Here is a 17,201-nt window from a genome sequence, read left to right as displayed (position 1 = left end):
AGGATTTAACCAGAGAAAAGCGGTTTAACCGTGATTTACAACCAGATCAACAACAAAAGACACCATATTATTCAGGCGCTGTACATTTTTTAGACATTAGCTCTGAATGCCTTATTGTTTCTGGATTAAAACAGTCTGCAGGCTACAGTATTGCGGCCAAATAAGCATATAAAAGCGTTATAAAAAGGCTCGCATTACGCAAGCCTTTCAACGATAAAACAATAATTACACGCCGTACTCATCGAAAATTGCCTGCAAACCTGGCTTGTTCGCGATCATTTCTTCTCGCTCCAGGCCCTGTAATTCATGCGGAAATACCAGCCAGTCTTCCGACTTATGCAGGTAATAGTCCGGTTCCAGATCGGTTTTGTTATTCGCCGGCTTGAACCATGGGGTTGCGATACGGATATCCTGTGGCGTGTTCAGACGCGCCTTATCTTTCAGGGTATCGATCACCGCTTTGATACTCAGTCCGGTATCAAAAACATCATCCACAATTAGCAAAGAATCAGGCTGATTCACGTTACGTATCAGATAATCCAGACCGTGCACCCGCACTTCTTTATTGCGAGTACCGATACCGGTGTATGACGAAGTACGAATAGAGATATGGTCGGTTTTTACACCCATGTTATCCAGCAGTTCCTGTACCGCGATACCAACCGGCGTACCCCCACGCCATACACCAACAATAAAGTCAGGGCGAAAGCCGCTTTTTAACACTTCCAGGGCCAACCGGAATGAGTCTTCCAGCAAATCCTGCGCACTCAAATATACTTTTTTAGTCATCACTCTGCCTTGCTTGCCCGCAATATAAAATGCCGGTTATACGAAAGGTCGCTACTGTACGGTTTATGATCAACCTCTGCAACTCCGGCTATCCAGAGAAGCGGTGAATAAACCCTGTCCAGATCAATGTTTAACGAACCCGTTATCTTAGATGAAAAAAGGCGCTTTGTTTCAGAAAGCGCCTTAGGTAATTACGTTGAATTCACCAGTTCAAGCCACTAATTCAAACCACCCCGGTCAAGCCAGGCCTGATAGATGGGCTGTGGCCATTTGCTCTGAAAAAAACTAATCAGCGCGTCGAGGTCAGCCTCATTCAGCTGATCACCAAAAGCAGGCATAGTGCCGCCTAAAGGAATCCCACCGATCTGGATTGTTTTCTTCAATCCTTTAAGTGGATGATGCCAGGCATGAGCAGTGCCATTTAAAGGCGGCGGTGGGTATTTACCATTGCTAAGAGGCTTATTCCACTCAGCTGTTCCCTGCGCTGCAGCCCCATGGCAACTGGCACAGTTAGCCAGAAACAGCTGTTTGCCCTGATCAACCTGCTTCAGACTGTACCAACGTCCATCGACCTTAGGTTCAGACTCAGTACAACCCGCTAACAACAGAAGAGAAAAGATGATACTAATAAAACGCATCATCTTCAGTAATCCTTATACTGCTTATAGCTATTCACCTGGTTCTGGCTATCAACCGAAAAAACCGTAAATGCATTTTTCGGAGCCCCCGTCATATCCATTCCCGGGCCACCGGAAGGCATGCCAGGTACAGCTAATAAGCGAATATCATTTTCCGTTGCTAATAAACGCTTAATATCCTGAGCCGGCACGTGCCCTTCAATGACTTTACCGTTCACTTCAGCGGTATGACAGGAAGCCGCTTGCGTGGGCACTCCCAAACGGGTTTTATGGGGATTAACATCATTTACGACCACATCTTTAACGCTGAAATTATGATCTTTCAGATGGCTAATCCAGCCCTTACAACAGCCACAACTGGCACTGCGATAAACAGTTATTTCATAGCTATCCTGAGTTTTACCTTCCAGCCATAGCGGATTTTCTGCATAGCTATTCAGTGACAAGCTCAACATACCAGCCAGAATCAAAAACATTTTTTTCATTGTTTTACTCCGGGAAGCTATCAGCGACAGCATCGACCCCATCAATGACAAGCCCAACATGCCTGTCAGTATCACTAATATTTTTTTCATTACTTACTCCAGGGTACTGTCAGCGACAGCATCCACCCCATTTAACTGGTCCAGAATCGGACAATCAGCACTCTCATCACCCCGACACTGGTCGGCCGACTGTTGCAACAGGGCGCGCATCTGCTGCAGTGCTTCTATTTGTTGATCAATACGTTGAATCTGCTGTTCTGCTTTCTGTTTAACCGTGGCACTGGTGCGGGAAGGATTTAATGAGATCTCTAATAACTCACGACTTTCTTCTAAAGAGAACCCCATATCCCGTGCACGTTTAATGAAACGCAGCATCTCCAGCTGCTGGTCGCTATAAACACGGTAACCATTGGCCGCTCGACTAGCAGCAGGCAGTAGCCTTTGCTGCTCGTAATAGCGTATTGTTTTGCTGGTTAATCCGGTTGCGCTTGCAGCCTGGGAAATATTCATCGTTTGCTCCGGCAAACAGTTTAGAAATACAGATTAAAGATAGGCAGAATTCAACAAATTAAGAAGACAGGCGGGGAGGGTGATATACCGGTGGAGAAGTAACTGACAGATAGCTGACCCCATATAAACTCTGAACAGTCTCAGAGAGTTGGTTCAGCTTTAACTCCGTTGTAAGTACAAACATCAGGGATGATGAAAAAGAGCAGCATTCAGTAACCAGATCACACTCTGTATCGCAGTTGACCATCTCGGTCATATCGCATTCACTACTTTCACACTGCATCATCATATGCGATTCAACAGGCTGCTCCGCCGTCGCACTGGTAGCAACGGCAAAGGGGCTCAGGCTCAACATACTGATCAGCAAAATAGAAAATAAACGTCGTAGTCGAGGCAGAAGCAACATAAGCGCAATATCGAATTAAATCCGGAATAAATATTCTAAGGGTTATAGGTTCCTCCGATCCGTAATAAAATGCAACCGACCTATTGACCTTACAGCCACTGGAAGCTCTATCCTGTTATCAGATAGGAATTAAAGGGGATAGCATCATGACCACCACATTATTACTGGAAAACGTCTCCTGTGCCGGTTGCGTGAAAAAAATTGAAAAAGGTATCAACGCACTGCCCGAGGTCGAGTTGGCCTGTGTCGACTTTCCTCAGCGACGTCTTAATGTCGAAGGCAGCATCGATAGTGAGCTACTGATCAGTCAGTTAGCAGAGATTGGCTACCGGGGCCGTCTGGCGAGTAACGAAGCGGAAGATCGTGCCCGCCAAAAAGCCCAACAGGCACAGCAGTACAAGCTTCATATTCGCAATACGGTGATTGCTCTCGGGTTAGGTATCCCGCTGATGATCGCCGGTATGCTGATGGACGAGATGAGCGTCCGTACACCGCAGGATCAAGTTATCTGGGGCAGCGTAGGGCTACTGACATTGTTAGTACTGTTATTTCCTGGTCGTCATTTCTTTAGCGGCGCCTGGAGTGCTCTGAAAAATGGCGGAGCCACTATGGACACCCTTATCGCGGTCGGTACCGGTAGTGCCTGGCTGTTCTCAACAGCGGTGGTACTATTTCCAGAATTCCTGCCAGATGGCTCCCGGCACGTTTATTACGAAGCCTCGGCGATGATTATCGGCCTGGTGAATTTTGGCCTGGCGATGGAGATTCGTGCCCGGGGCCGAACCTCCGAAGCAGTTGAACGGCTACTCAATCTGCAGCCCAAAACAGCACGGGTGATCCGCAATGACAAAGAACAGGATCTACCGCTAGAACTGGTTATTACCGGTGATCTTCTCCGTATCAGACCCGGCGAACAAATCCCGGTGGATGCCATCGTAGAACAAGGCCAGAGCCTGATCGATGAATCCATGCTCAGTGGTGAGCCGCTGCCGGTAAGCAAATCCCCTGGAGACACTATCAGTGCAGGTACCCTGAACCGATCAGGCGCACTGATTGTGAAAGCTGAAAAAGTAGGGGCCGAGACCGCCCTGAGTCGTATCATCGAAATGGTAAAACAGGCGCAGGCCAGTAAACCAGAAATATCCCGGTTGGCCGATACCGTTGCCGGTATCTTTGTCCCGGTTGTTATTATCATCAGTATTGTAACCGCATTAATTTGGTACCTGCTGGGCCCCGAACCCCAGCTGGCTTATATGCTGGTAACCGCAACCACAGTACTGATTATTGCCTGCCCCTGCGCACTGGGACTGGCAACACCGATGTCTGTCATGGTGGGAGTCGGCAAAGCAGCCGAGTATGGCATCCTGATCCGCAATGGTCAGGCACTGCAGAATACATCTGAACTGGATACCCTGGTGCTGGATAAAACCGGCACTATCACCGAAGGAAAACCTGCGGTAACAGACATGCTTGGCGATAACCCAGAGCAGCTATTACAACTGGCGGCCTCGCTTGAAAGCGCATCAGAGCACCCACTTGCAGAAGCGGTCGTGAGCTACGCCGCTGAACAACAGCTTCAGATACTTCCTGTTGATAACTTTCAAAGCTATAGCGGACGCGGCATTGCAGGCCAGATAAACGAGCACAAAATCTCACTGGGCAATAAAGCCTGGATGCTTGAGCAGAATATCAGTTGTCGCGCGTACGAAAGTGAAGCAGAACAACTGGCAAAGCAGGCTAAAACACCTATCTATGTCGCCATTGATGGGAAACTTGCGGGCTTGCTAGCGATCGCTGATCCGATACGCAACGACTCGGTTGCGGCTATAGCCCGCCTGCAAGCAGCGGGCATAAAAGTGATTATGCTAACCGGTGATAATCAACATACGGCGGCAGCTGTCGCACGCAGAGTTGCTGTCGATAGTTTCATTGCTGAAGTAATGCCCGATGAAAAAGCAGCGGAAGTCGAAAAGCTGCAACAACAGGGCGCCAAGGTAGGAATGTGCGGTGACGGTATCAACGATGCTCCGGCACTGGCTCGGGCCGATACCGGTTTTGCTATTGGCAATGGCACCGATGTAGCGATAGAAAGTGCTGATATGGTGCTGATCCGTAACAGCCTGCATTCGGTGGCCGATGCGATTGAGCTATCCCAGGCAACGCTACGTAATATCCGTCAGAACCTGTTTGGCGCATTTATCTACAATACGCTGGGTATACCGGTGGCGGCAGGTATCCTGTTCCCCTTCACCGGCATGCTACTTAGCCCGGTTATCGCGGGAGCAGCGATGGCATTCTCCTCAGTTACCGTGGTCAGTAACGCTAACCGACTGCGTTTGTTTCGGCCATCAACAGAGAAATAACCGGCTTTCAGGCTGAATTCAGAGAGACACTGCATACTGGGGCTATCTCAAGAAGATGGAAAGAAGAGGTCAGCCCTATGTGCAGCTCCCCTAAAGCCAGCCCTCGCAGCTCAAAAAGACGCAGCCCGCTCGGCCATTCAACCCACCTCAGCGCGCGCCAGCAGGCAGACTATGCAACCCGTGCCAATGCCGCATGGGAAAGAAGGGAAGCGCTACGACAGCAACAGGCACAGGCAATAGCTATCGTTGCACAGCCATCATTGTTGCAGCAGTTCTGGCAATGGTTACTTAGATAAAGTAAATAACCGCCAGTAGGCCCGTTGTCGTCAGTACGATAGTGTAGGGCAGCGCCATAAAGACCATTCGCATGTAAGACAACCGTACCAAGGGCGCTACTACTGAGGTCAACAGAAACAGAAATGCTGCCTGGCCGTTTGGCGTTGCGACACTCGGTAGGTTAGTGCCGGTATTAATTGCGATAGCCAGACTATCAAAGTGATCCCGGCTGACATGCCCTAAACGAAAAGCTTCGGCAACCTCATTTATATAAACAGTCGCCACAAACACGTTATCACTGATTGCTGATAACAGGCCGTTCGCCATAAAGAACATCGCCGGCTGGCTACGCAGATCCTGTTGCAGTACCCATTCGATTATCGGGGTAAACAGATGCTGCTCGTGGATAACCGAAACGATGGTAAAAAACACCACCAGCAGGGCGGTAAAGGGCAGAGATTCTTCAAAGGCCTTACCAATACGATGCTCTTCGGTAATACCGTTAAAGCTGGTCAGTAGAACGATGACTGTCAGACCGATAATGCCGACTTCAGCCAGATGAAACGCCAGACCACAGATCAGGAAAATCGCGACGGCAAACTGCACATAGAGCTCCGCCCATTGCTTCCAGCCCCAATTGGCTTGCTGTGATTCATCGAACTCTTTCAGAATGTTATATACAGGTTCAGGAATGAGAGAGCCATAACCAAACCAGCCGGTTTTTTCCAACACAACAGTGGTCAAAACACCGGCCACCAGAACCGGCATCGATACCGGTGCTACATAAGTGAAGAAGTCGATAAAGTCCCAACCCATCTTTTCACCGATTAGCAGGTTCTGCGGTTCGCCTACTAAGGTACTCACACCCCCTAGTGCAGTACCTACAGCGCCATGCATTAGTAAGCTGCGTAGGAAAGCACGAAACCGGTTCAACTCATCCCGATGATCATCATGCAGATGATCATCATTAGAGTGATCATGATCATCACCAGGGCGGCGGCCTGAGGCGACCCGATGGTAGACCGAGTAAAAGCCTACAAATGCACTGATCAGTACGGCAGTAACGGTCAAAGCATCCAAAAACGCAGAGAGCACAGCACCCATCAGGGTAAACAGTACTGAAAGCAGGACTTTATTGCGCACGCTCAGCAATATCTTGGTAAAGACAAACAACAGCATGCTTTTCATAAAGTAGATACCTGCCACCATAAACATCAGTAGCAGAATTACCGGCAGATTCGCCGCGATTTCCCGATATATATCCAAAGGCTCGGTCAGATGTATAGCCACTGCTTCTATTGCCAGAAGTCCACCTGGCTGTAGGGGGTAACATTTCAGCGCCATCGCCAGGGTAAAGATAAACTCAAAGATCAGCACCCAACCGGTAATAACAGGTCCTGAAACCATCAGAATCAAAGGGTTAGCAATCAGAAAGCTGATGATCGTCAGCTTATACCAGGTTGGCGAATTACCCAGAAAGTTCTTATAAAGGGCCTGAATCAAGGGGTGGAGCGATTGCATGATGAAAACCGGTATTAGTTATGGCTGTGCAGAAAGGCGCACACTTTAAGCGATTTAGCCGGGTTTAACCAGCCAGCTTGCCATTCTGGCGTAAGCTCACCAACATCTAGATTGCCTATAGCTATAAAACAATTAGCTTTAATTAATTTTATTAAAAACACCGATTTTGACAATATATACCCATCGAACGAACAAAGCCGAATTCAAGCTCAAACAGAGGAAAAGACAATGCTAGCGAATAAAGAAGGTCAGGCCATACCATCTGTTACTTTTCACACACAACAGAACAACCAATGGGTAGACATTAGCAGCGATGAGCTGTTTGCAGGTAAGAAAGTCATTCTGTTTGCGCTGCCAGGTGCTTTTACACCCACCTGCTCAACGACTCATTTGCCGCGCTATAACGAACTTGCACCGGTCTTTGCCAAAGAGGGCATTGATAGCATTATCTGTCTTTCCGTTAATGATACCTTTGTCATGAATGCATGGCAGGCGGATCAGGGTGCAGAAAACATCCGCTTTATTCCCGATGGCAGCGGTGAGTTCAGCCGGGGTATGGATATGCTGGTTAATAAAGAGACACTAGGCTTTGGCGATCGTAGCTGGCGTTATTCCATGCTGGTTGTCGATGGCGTAATCGAAAAACAATTTATTGAACCCGATCTGCCAGGCGATCCATTCCAGGTTTCCGATGCTGATACCATGCTCGACTATATCAACCCGAATGCAGAGCAGCCTAAACGGGTTAGCATTCTCACAAAACCAGGTTGCCCACACTGCACCCGGGCTAAGAAACTGCTAACCGAAAAAGGTTTCAATTACGAAGAGGTTGAACTGGGTAGCAACGGTATTAGCTATAGCTCACTCACGGCTATCAGCGGTCGGGGTACTACGCCACAGGTATTCATCGATGGACAGCTAATCGGCGGTGCCGATGAGTTAGAAAACTATTTTAATAAATAAACCGAATTAAGCTATATCCGAACACAGCCCGGTATTCCTGCCGGGCTGTGCGCTAAAGCGACGCTCTAAAGAGTGTACACAATAGTTCAATCCCCTTACTTCAATCCTTTATTTTACTCCTTCGCTTAACCCCATCACATCCAGCAACCAGTCTCTGAATACCCGCATGCCATAAGTTAACTGACGGCCCTTGGGGTAGATAAGATAGAACGCTTTACCGGTTAACAACTCAGCATCGACCGGTTTAACTAACTGGCCGTACTGTAATTCCCGACTGATTAGCGCTTTATCGGACAACGCAATCCCCAGCCCTTCCAAGGCAGCGCCCAACGCCAGCTGAGTGCTGGAAAAGGACAATCCCTTTTCATGCCCGGTCATACTTACATTGGCTTGCCGTAACAGACGCTGCCATTCATTACGTCGACTGGAAACATGGATCAGGGTTTGATTGCGCAGATCGGCAATACTTTCGACCTTCTGATCATCAAGCAAGCGAGGACTACAAACTGGCACCACAACCGAGCGGTGCACCAGGTGAGATTCAACATTTTCCAGGGGCTGATCACCGAAGAACACCGCCATATCCAGATCGCTGTGATCAAAATCGATATAACTGACACCACCCGCACTAAGCCGTAGCTCCACATCCGGGTATAGTGCCTGAAAATCTTTGATCCGCGGCATCAGCCACCGGTTAAGAAAAGCGGGAGGCGCTTCAAATGTTACCGCACTGGTATTAGGGGCAGACATCAGACGTCGGGTCGCACCATCCAGCTCATCCAGTGCATGCTGCACCGCCACCAGATACTTTTCACCCGCCACCGTAATCTGCACCTGACGCTTTTCCCGATGAAAAAGCTTAAGACCCAGATATTCCTCAAGTGACTTAATCTGATGGCTGATGGCAGAAGGAGTAACAAACAGTTCCTCTGCGGCACGATTAAAGCTACCCAGGCGGGCAGCAGATTCAAAGCTACGTAAAGCATTGAGCGGGGGCAGACGTCTGATAAACACCTCACTAGTGAATATATTTCACCATTAACCTGAAAAACTGTCGTTTGTTTTATAATCAGTACGACCTTAGTATAACCATCAAATCAGAGGCGATCTAGCTTAACTCTCTGTCTGACTAAGGTTTGAGAAAACTTCTAGTTAACCCGGCAGATTGAGTCGTAGATTTCCCATCGTATTAATGACGATGTTAGTTAAATATTTCTTGGTGTAAAAAATGCAGAATTACTACGTTGATATTAAGTTAGACAAGCACGACAACATCGATACCGACTACTACATCGGTCAGGCCCACACTCTACGCGGTGAAGCTCTGGCTGAATTAGGCACATCAATTTCCAGCTGGTTTAAAAACCTGAAAGCGAAGATGTTTGCCCGCCAGGGTTTTATTCACCAGGCATCAGTTTAACAGCACTCGTTCATTCGGGACCGTAACGGTCAAAACGAGACTCCTTTGGGCTACAGATTTGTAGCCCTTTTTTTATTCTGTAAAAACAAAAAAGGCCTCTAAGAAGAGGCCTTTTTTATTTCAATGACTATTACTCTTGCATCACAATCGGATTTTCATCCCGATCAAAGATCAGGTAACGGGACAGGTCTTCACCCATGGTCAGACCGTTAGCCATCTGGTTCAGGTATGGATCAGCATCTTCTGTCGTCGGTGCCTGACCATTCTCACCAGCCAATCCGGCTACAATGATGAAATTCCACTCTTTAGAGATGTTATCCGCTTCTGCTACCAGCGCTTTGAATGATTCGATCTCTTCAGGCAACTTATCAACACACATGACTGGCTCAATAGTACCGTGCTGCTGTTTACGCTGCTTCTTCGGGTTTGATGAACCACCTTCAGCCTTAGCAAACAGCATCAGTAAGCGCTGGGGTTCATCCTGAGTAGCTGCCATCTCCAGCAGATCGGAAAACTTGGAAATCATGTTTTTTACCTCTGTTTATCACTGTGCAACAGAGTACCTGCTCTGCACATCCATGGCTTGATATATATCACCTCTTACCCCAGAACCCTGAATTCATTGGAGGTATAGGAAGTCATCAATACTGGATATTGATTTTCAATCAGTCGGTTCAGCCCGGAATATTAGGGTTGCAGGGTTGAATGCATACCAGGCAAACCAGAACAAATTGGTTGTTACCAACTCCTCTCCAGCCAGAGAGACCTTGCCTTCACGCTGCTCAGCATCATATTCAATCAGGATGGGAACGCCGCCCAGCAGGTCATCAATTGTTCCGCTATCACCTCGCTTGGCCAATTCAGAAAAAGGGTAGGCTTTAGTAATACCATTCAGCTCGATACCAATAACCCGTTCTTTCGGATGCAAAGTATTACTCAGAAACTCAACTGGAAAAAGTAACTGTGGACTCTCTTCATAGCCGTAATAAGGGTTGCGCCGATAATCCCTGACTGCACCGGTATTACGGTTCAGCACGATAGTATCCGGATATTGCTCACGCCAAACCTCCCAGCGGACATGGGAAGAGGGCAGCTGCGTCAGACGAGAACCTTTCAAGGGACCCGATATCGCCTGATTATGCAGTTGCGACCATAAAGAATCGGTCTGTCTGTCATACAGCAGGATATCATTATTGTAGAGCAGCCCGGAGACACCAAAGCTAAGGACCCTCTCGCCATCACTGCCGCGATACACCACGCCGCTGCCACACAAGGGGCAATAAGTGATCACCACCGCCTCCCCGGCAAAACGATCATTGACTATCTCATGCCAGTTAAGAATCGCGATGGGGTAAGCCTTGGCAATACCGTTATGCACTACCCCCAGCACACGACTTTCTGGGGTCAGCCAGTCAGCCGCTTTGACCGTATCAAACTCAGGCTTATCAATGGCAGGGATACCATCTTTAGCGGGCCCCCCAGGCATTATATGTCCCGAATAGATAAGACTTTCCGACAGGTCAAAACCATTCAGAGATCGGGCAAATGTACCGACAGGCTGAAGCATCAATAGCAGAAACAGTATCGACACTTTATAAGCCCACAAGCAGGTAGATTTTTCACTCCGCATATTGCTCTCCCAACCCGGACATTTGCTAGAAATGCTAAGCCGTTAGAGTTTAATCTAGGTGAAAAATTCAAATCATGCCGTTATTTGAAGAAAGGAGCTGAAGCAAAGAGCTGGAGGTAAGATCTTAAAAAGGGGCTGTGGTAACAACCCCTTATGGATGATTCAGAAACGGCTGATACTGAAGGGGGTAAGATCAATATCAGGCTGTTCACCGGTGACCAGCTGAGCGATTAATTCACCGGTATGAGGTCCAAGTGTCAGGCCCATATGCTGATGTCCAAAGGCATAAAACACATTGCCATAATTCTGCGAACAGCCGATTACCGGCAAGCTATCAGGCAGGGATGGCCTATGCCCCATCCACTCGGTGTAATCTTCAGTATTGATCTGAGGAAACAAGCGTTTGGCGTGGTAAAACAGGCGGTGGCAGAATTCCTCGTTAGGCTCAGCTTCCAGGTCGCCAAACTCCACCAGCCCGGCAAAGCGAATACCATTTTCCATCGGCGTTGCCACCAATTTACCATCGGCAAACATAATAGGGCTATGCAGGGTTATACCCGGATTACGTACCTCAATATGATAACCCCGCTCCGACTGCAGTGGGATATCACGGTCCAGCTTAGCTGCCAGCTTACGTGACCAGACACCCGCTGCGATGACCAACTGTTTAACCGGTAAAGTTTCCTTATGGGTAATCAGAGCAGAAGGCTGGCCATCGGTAATCTGAATATCTCTGATATCCGCCAACTGAATCTGGCCGCCCTTGGCAACAAAAGAGTCGGCCAGGGTTTTGACCAGTTTCTCAGGACTACGAACAAAGCCATGGTTATGCAAAGACAACGCATAATTAAACTGATCAGAGACTCCGGGTTCCTGCTGATGTAGCGCTGAACCTTGTACTACATCATAGGAGATACCTCGGCTCTCTCGAGCATTCCAGGCTACGCTGTCCGCCTTAAAATTATCTTCATCCCGATACAGATAATAGTACGGCGACGCCTTAACCCAGTCTTCTGCGTTGTTCTCACGCGCCTGTTGCAGATGTTTCTGAGTCGCGTCACGCAGAATGCTATCCAACGCATCGGCAACCCGATTAAAGTGACGGGTACGGCTATTCCAGATAAACGATAACCCCCAGGGTGCCGCCTTATGCATGTAACTCATCGGAATTGATAGCGGGCCGTGAGAATCCAGCATCAGGCCTGGCACCTTCCAGGCAAAGCCCGGCAGGTTAACGGGAACACAACCACATTCAGCAATCACACCGGCATTACCGAAAGAGGTTCCTTCACCCGGCCCCAGCTTATCCACAACCCTGACACTCAAACCTTTTTTCTGCAGCGCCAGAGCACAGGATATTCCGATAATGCCTGCGCCTACGACAGTAACATCCGCCGCTGAACTCACGGCCGGGGCCGCATCTGGACTGTTTTGTTGGCTCATAACTCACCTTGATTATCTACCCCGGACAAACGGGGGCCTTATTCCCGAAACAGTCAGGAAATATAAAGTTTCAAATCAGAGAACAACGGGGCTCAGTAAGAACCCCGCTTTTTCGGGGACTAAATCAACCCGGTGCCTGGCGCATATTTTCAGGCAGATAAGTTGCCAGTTCAGGGAAGGTGATTAGGATACCCACCATCACCACCATGATCAGGAACATCGGGAAAGCACAACGGGCGATATAACCGATCGATTTGCGAGTCATCCCCTGCAATACGAACAGATTAAAGCCGATGGGCGGCGTGATCTGCGCCATCTCTACTACGACCACGATGAAGATACCAAACCAGAGCAAGTCGATACCCGCCTGACGAACCATCGGTTCAACGACCGCCATGGTCAGCACCACCGATGAAATACCATCAAGGAAACAGCCCAGAATGATATAAAACACCATCAGAGCCAGTATCAGGGTCAGTGGCGATAGTTCCAGGTCAGCAATAAACTCAGCAGCGACCGCTGGCAGGCCGGTAAAGCCCATCGCCAGTGCCAGAAACGCTGCACCTGCCAGTATCAACGCGATCATACAAGAGGTACGGGTCGCGCCCATCAGGCTCTGAATAAAGGTATCTTTGGTCAGTGAACCCTGGAATATCGCCAGCGTCATTGCGCCGACTACACCGAAGGCGGCAGATTCAGTCGCCGTTGCAGTACCGGTATAGATTGAACCGATCACCACACCGATCAACAAAATTACCGGAATCAGGAAACGCGATTCTTTAATCTTTTGAGCCAGGTTCAATTTCGACTCGCGGGGTGGTACCTGCTCCGGCTTAAAGTATGACCAGGCAGCGACATACAACATAAACATGCCAGCCAGGGTTATGCCCGGCAGAATACCCGCCATAAACAGCTTAGAGATCGACTCATTAATGGTTACGCCATACACAATCAGTGTCAGTGATGGCGGAATCATAAGCCCCAGAGTTGCAGAGCCCACCAGCGTACCGAAGATCATAAACTCCGGATAACCGCGCTTGTTCAGCTCAGGAATCGACATCTTGCCGACCGTCGTCAGTGTCGCTGCCGATGAGCCGGATACCGCGGCAAAAATAGTCGAGCCAACCACATTAGTATGCAGCAAGCCACCCGGCAGAGGTGACATCCAGGGCGCCAGACCGCGGAACATATCTTCCGATAGTCGGGTCCGGTACAGGATCTCTCCCATCCAGATAAACAAGGGCAGGGCGGTCAGCGACCAACCCGACGAGCTGGACCAGATCGCAGTGATCATGGCATCACCCACCGGACGTGCGGTGAACAGCTCCATGCCAACATAGGCCACACCCAACAGGGCCAGACCTATCCATACGCCGCTGCCTAACAGGAAAAACAACGTAAACAGAAAAATACCGGTTGCAAGTACTTCATTCATAATCAGAACTCCTCGCCTTCTACATGATGGTCTTCGGCAAAGGTGTCATCTCTGAACAGCAATGTACGAATAAAATGGTCCCACAGGGCGATCGCAAATACCACGCTGCCGATCGCGACAGACAGCTGAGGAATCCACAGCGGCATCGCATCCTGTCCCTGGGAAATATCATGGATCAGATGTGAGATATAAACGTTCTTACAGGCATAAAATGCCAGGTAAGAGGATAGAAAACAGGCGATGCCAAGACACCAGAGGTCTGCCAGGTGACGCGGCCAGCCTTTCAGTCTAGATAAAAACAGTGTGACCCGGATGTGTGCGTTATGATTCAGCGTATAGGCCAGGGCAAAAAAGGATGCCGCTGCCATGCAGTAACCCGCATAATTGGCTGAGCCGGGAAACTGAACCCCGCTCCAGCGGGCGACCATCTGCGCAATGATGATAAACAAGATCGCCAACAGAAACAGTGCAGCAATCGCACCACAACCTTTATACAAGCCATTCAGCACTTTGCGAATCATACGGGCAGGTCCTTTTAACCGGATTGAGGATTCAGATCCTTCCAGTTTAGTCTGTGTATGCATATTCATAGAAATACCCGATAGGAAAAAATGCCGGTTACTGCATTGTCTGGGTACAGTAACCGGCGAGGTTAAAGCTTTGGGAGGGTAATAAACGTCAGCAGTATGTAACTAATTAGTTACTTAGCTGCGTTATAGTCGTTGATGATTGCCTGACCGACTTCACCAGCGCTTTCCAGCCACTCTGCGGTCATAGTCTCACCCACTTTCTTCAGATCATCACGCAGTTGATCACCCGCTTCAGTCACTGTCATTCCGTTGCTGGACAGCTGCTCAAGATACCAGCCTGTCAGCTGCTCAGAGCGAGCTGCACCGGCCTTTTCAGCCATCAGAGAGATACCACGTACGATGTTTTGAGTCTCTTCATCCAGGCCATTCCAAGCCTGTTTGTTGACGAAGATGTAGTTACGCGGCAACCAGGCATTAACCACATAGTGATGGGTCAGCTGCTCCCATACTTTACGGTCAAAGCCGGTTGCACCGGAGGATACGAATGATTCAGCAACACCGGTAGACAGCGCCTGGCTCAGTTCAGAGGCTTCAACCTGTACCGGAATCGCACCGGCCAGTTCCGCCAGACGAGCGGTGGCATTGTTATAAGAACGGAATTTCACACCACCAAGATCTGACAATGAGTTCAGCTCTTTCTTGGTATAAATACCTTGTGGAGGCCAAGGCACTGAGTACAACAGTACCAGATTGTGTTTGTCTAACAACTTTTCCAGATGCGGACGGGCTGCTTTCCACAGCGTTTCAGACTCTTCAAAAGAGGTCGCCAGGAAAGGCACTGAATCAAAGCCGAACACCGCATCTTCATTGGCATGGCCTGACAAGATACGTTCGCCGATCGGCGCCTGACCAGTCTGCACTGCACGCTTAATCTCGCTACCCTTAAACAGTGATCCGCCACCATGTACTTTAACTTCCAGCTTGCCGCTAGTAGCCATCGTGATCGCTTCGGCGAAGGATTTGCCATTCTGGGTATGGAAGTTGGAGTCGGTATAAGCCATCGGCATATCCCACTTCTCTGCCGCCATGGACAAGGTGCTGGTTACAGCGATTGATGTGATCGCTACTGCTTTCGCCAACTTACGGAGTGAGTGTCGCATTTCGATTCCTCAATTATTGTTATTGTCTATTTTAAACGTTGTTATAGTTTTCAGGCAGGAATAGCTGTCAGTAGTCTATGCATTAATTGCAGCAACGACCGACATTTCTACTTTCAATTCAGGACGCGCCATCTGTGCTTCAACGCAGGCACGGGCTGGGGCAAAACCCGGTGCAACCCAGCTATCCCAGACGGCATTCATCTCGGCAAACTCAGCCATGTTGTTAACATAGATGGTGACCGACAAAATACTTTTCTTATCACTGCCAACTTCAGCCAGCAGATCTTCGATTTTTTCCAGGACGGTAATGGTCTGACCTGTCATATCGGCCGTTTCATCTTTCGGTACCTGGCCACAAAAATAAGCGGTGCCGTTATGGATTACCGCGCGGCTCATACGGGTACCTGTTCCGATACGATCTACAGCCATTATTTACTCTCCTGTTCAATTTTTCAGAAACCTAAGCGCTCAATTACCAAGTCACTCAGTTCTCTGTGTATTCTTATTCTCGCTGGCTAATTAATAACCAGACTGTCTCTCTTGCTAAACATTATTGACAGCTCGACCGATAATTTCTAATACAATATTTATATCGATCTATCAGCCAATGTTATAGGCTATAACGATGAAATATGAGCTAAGGCAGTTAACTCTATGAATGCAAAGCAGATCTCAGCATTTCGGGCGGTCATGATATCCGGCAGTATGGTTGGGGCGGCAAAGATGCTCTACATATCTCAACCCGCGGTTACCCGGCTGATAAAAGACCTGGAGGAAACCTGCGGCTTCGCACTGTTTGAACGGCGCAGCAGCCGCTTGTTTCCCACACCGGAAGCCGAGGCACTGTATCTTGAAGTTAAGCGCCACTTTATGGGGCTTGATCAGCTATCTCAGAGCGTCGATCAGATCAAAACACTGCGTACCGGTCGACTTCGCATCGCCGCGATGCCGGCGCTGGCTTACAGTATTCTGCCCCGTGTTGTTAGCGGCTTTTTACGTCAGCATGAAGAGGTTTCGCTGACACTAAACCCCTGCACATCCATTGAGGCGGCAAAACTGATCGGTTCTCAACAATTTGATCTGGGTATTGTCATGCTGCCGGTCGATACCCGTGAGATATCTTTTTATCGCTGCTACCGAACCGCCTGTAAACTTATCTGCCGAAATGACCATCGCTTTTCAGCACAATCCAGTGTCGACGCGACAGAGTTGAACAACGAACCTTTTGTTACCATCGGCGAACAGAACCCATTAACCCGTTATCGTATCGATGCGGCGTTTCAGGCGAATAACATTAAGCCGAATCAATTAGTGGAGACGCCGATGTTTAATACCGCGCAAGCCCTGGTCAGCGAAGGGTTAGGAGTATCCATTGTCGACCCTTACACCGCCCATATGTTTACTGAGCAGGGTGGTATCAGTAGAGATTTCAATGCCGATATTCCGTTCTATTTCGGCTTCATTTACCCAATAAACAAGCAGATCTCGACTCTGGCAGAAGAGTTTATTAATAGCTTTGAAATCCAGACGGCAAATATCACCTCGACTGAGCAGATCAGCCCGGAAGATATAGATCTGAAGTGAGCAGCACTTATACCCTTGCGGGTTTAAGCCTTCCGCAGCCGGGCTGAA

The 17,201-nt window shown here is 48.8% G+C and carries 19 protein-coding genes; 5 read left to right on the top strand and 14 right to left on the bottom strand.

Annotation, left to right across the window (positions count from 1 at the left end; all coding sequences use genetic code 11):
• Positions 1-225 precede the first annotated feature (225 nt).
• The 5 genes from EHS89_RS11990 to EHS89_RS11970 form a co-directional block, all read right to left on the bottom strand.
• On the bottom strand, positions 226-789 hold the full coding sequence (locus EHS89_RS11990; RefSeq protein WP_188885241.1) for a phosphoribosyltransferase: 564 nt from the start codon (positions 787-789) through the stop codon (positions 226-228).
• A 218-nt stretch (positions 790-1,007) separates the two neighbouring features.
• A complete protein-coding gene (locus EHS89_RS11985; protein WP_211340333.1) occupies positions 1,008-1,430 on the bottom strand; it encodes a c-type cytochrome in 423 nt (140 codons plus the stop codon).
• 2 nt (positions 1,431-1,432) lie between these two features.
• Positions 1,433-2,002 carry a DUF411 domain-containing protein gene (locus EHS89_RS11980; RefSeq protein ID WP_229753569.1) on the bottom strand — a complete coding sequence of 190 codons (570 nt, stop codon included), beginning with the start codon at positions 2,000-2,002 and terminating at the stop codon, positions 1,433-1,435.
• A gap of 3 nt (positions 2,003-2,005) precedes the next feature.
• The gene (gene cueR / locus EHS89_RS11975; protein WP_124926394.1) at positions 2,006-2,422 is read right to left on the bottom strand and encodes a Cu(I)-responsive transcriptional regulator; all 417 of its coding nucleotides are present in this window, start codon (positions 2,420-2,422) and stop codon (positions 2,006-2,008) included.
• A 58-nt stretch (positions 2,423-2,480) separates the two neighbouring features.
• Positions 2,481-2,828: a hypothetical protein gene (locus EHS89_RS11970; RefSeq protein ID WP_124926393.1), complete on the bottom strand. Its 348-nt coding sequence runs from the start codon at positions 2,826-2,828 to the stop codon at positions 2,481-2,483.
• 146 nt (positions 2,829-2,974) lie between these two features.
• Here EHS89_RS11970 and EHS89_RS11965 point away from each other — a divergent pair, with 146 nt between their 5' ends.
• Both EHS89_RS11965 and EHS89_RS11960 read left to right on the top strand, forming a co-directional pair.
• Positions 2,975-5,191, top strand: a complete 2,217-nt coding sequence (locus EHS89_RS11965) for a heavy metal translocating P-type ATPase (protein ID WP_124926392.1) — start codon at positions 2,975-2,977, stop codon at positions 5,189-5,191.
• Positions 5,192-5,268: 77 nt separating this feature from the next.
• On the top strand, positions 5,269-5,487 hold the full coding sequence (locus EHS89_RS11960) for a hypothetical protein (protein ID WP_124926391.1): 219 nt from the start codon (positions 5,269-5,271) through the stop codon (positions 5,485-5,487).
• Here EHS89_RS11960 and nhaB read toward each other — a convergent pair.
• The gene (nhaB, locus tag EHS89_RS11955) at positions 5,480-6,988 is read right to left on the bottom strand and encodes a sodium/proton antiporter NhaB (RefSeq protein WP_124926390.1); all 1,509 of its coding nucleotides are present in this window, start codon (positions 6,986-6,988) and stop codon (positions 5,480-5,482) included. The genes EHS89_RS11960 and nhaB overlap by 8 nt on opposite strands.
• 228 nt (positions 6,989-7,216) lie before the next feature.
• On the opposite strand from nhaB, the gene EHS89_RS11950 reads away from it, so the two are divergent.
• Positions 7,217-7,951 carry a glutathione peroxidase gene (locus EHS89_RS11950; RefSeq protein WP_124926389.1) on the top strand — a complete coding sequence of 245 codons (735 nt, stop codon included), beginning with the start codon at positions 7,217-7,219 and terminating at the stop codon, positions 7,949-7,951.
• Between the two features lie 108 nt (positions 7,952-8,059).
• Here EHS89_RS11950 and gcvA read toward each other — a convergent pair whose 3' ends face one another.
• Entirely contained in the window at positions 8,060-8,965 is a 906-nt protein-coding gene (gcvA, locus tag EHS89_RS11945) for a transcriptional regulator GcvA (RefSeq protein WP_229753567.1), read from the bottom strand.
• Between the two features lie 214 nt (positions 8,966-9,179).
• On the opposite strand from gcvA, the gene EHS89_RS11940 reads away from it, so the two are divergent.
• On the top strand, positions 9,180-9,371 hold the full coding sequence (locus EHS89_RS11940; RefSeq protein ID WP_124926388.1) for an RSP_7527 family protein: 192 nt from the start codon (positions 9,180-9,182) through the stop codon (positions 9,369-9,371).
• A gap of 130 nt (positions 9,372-9,501) precedes the next feature.
• On the opposite strand, the gene EHS89_RS11935 is transcribed toward EHS89_RS11940, so the two are convergent.
• The 7 genes from EHS89_RS11935 to EHS89_RS11905 all read right to left on the bottom strand — a co-directional run bounded on the left by EHS89_RS11935 (position 9,502) and on the right by EHS89_RS11905 (position 15,998).
• Positions 9,502-9,897 carry a ribonucleotide reductase subunit alpha gene (locus EHS89_RS11935; protein ID WP_124926387.1) on the bottom strand — a complete coding sequence of 132 codons (396 nt, stop codon included), beginning with the start codon at positions 9,895-9,897 and terminating at the stop codon, positions 9,502-9,504.
• Positions 9,898-10,032: 135 nt separating this feature from the next.
• Positions 10,033-11,001 carry a DUF3179 domain-containing protein gene (locus EHS89_RS11930; protein ID WP_229753565.1) on the bottom strand — a complete coding sequence of 323 codons (969 nt, stop codon included), beginning with the start codon at positions 10,999-11,001 and terminating at the stop codon, positions 10,033-10,035.
• A 162-nt stretch (positions 11,002-11,163) separates the two neighbouring features.
• Positions 11,164-12,444, bottom strand: a complete 1,281-nt coding sequence (locus tag EHS89_RS11925; protein WP_124926386.1) for an NAD(P)/FAD-dependent oxidoreductase — start codon at positions 12,442-12,444, stop codon at positions 11,164-11,166.
• Between the two features lie 124 nt (positions 12,445-12,568).
• Entirely contained in the window at positions 12,569-13,879 is a 1,311-nt protein-coding gene (locus EHS89_RS11920) for a TRAP transporter large permease (RefSeq protein ID WP_124926385.1), read from the bottom strand.
• Positions 13,880-13,881: 2 nt separating this feature from the next.
• Positions 13,882-14,469 carry a TRAP transporter small permease gene (locus EHS89_RS11915; protein WP_211340332.1) on the bottom strand — a complete coding sequence of 196 codons (588 nt, stop codon included), beginning with the start codon at positions 14,467-14,469 and terminating at the stop codon, positions 13,882-13,884.
• Positions 14,470-14,579: 110 nt separating this feature from the next.
• Entirely contained in the window at positions 14,580-15,569 is a 990-nt protein-coding gene (locus tag EHS89_RS11910; protein ID WP_124926384.1) for a TRAP transporter substrate-binding protein, read from the bottom strand.
• Positions 15,570-15,644: 75 nt separating this feature from the next.
• A complete protein-coding gene (locus tag EHS89_RS11905; protein WP_124926383.1) occupies positions 15,645-15,998 on the bottom strand; it encodes a RidA family protein in 354 nt (117 codons plus the stop codon).
• Positions 15,999-16,223: 225 nt separating this feature from the next.
• On the opposite strand from EHS89_RS11905, the gene EHS89_RS11900 reads away from it, so the two are divergent.
• Positions 16,224-17,153, top strand: coding sequence for a LysR family transcriptional regulator (locus tag EHS89_RS11900; protein WP_124926382.1), 930 nt, complete (start codon positions 16,224-16,226; stop codon positions 17,151-17,153).
• Positions 17,154-17,201 lie beyond the last annotated feature (48 nt).

This window comes from Amphritea balenae, from assembly GCF_003858655.1.
Taxonomy (GTDB): Bacteria; Pseudomonadota; Gammaproteobacteria; order Pseudomonadales; family Balneatricaceae; genus Amphritea; species Amphritea balenae.
Note: the sequence above shows the minus strand (reverse complement) of the source record. Positions and strands in the feature narration are given on the sequence as shown.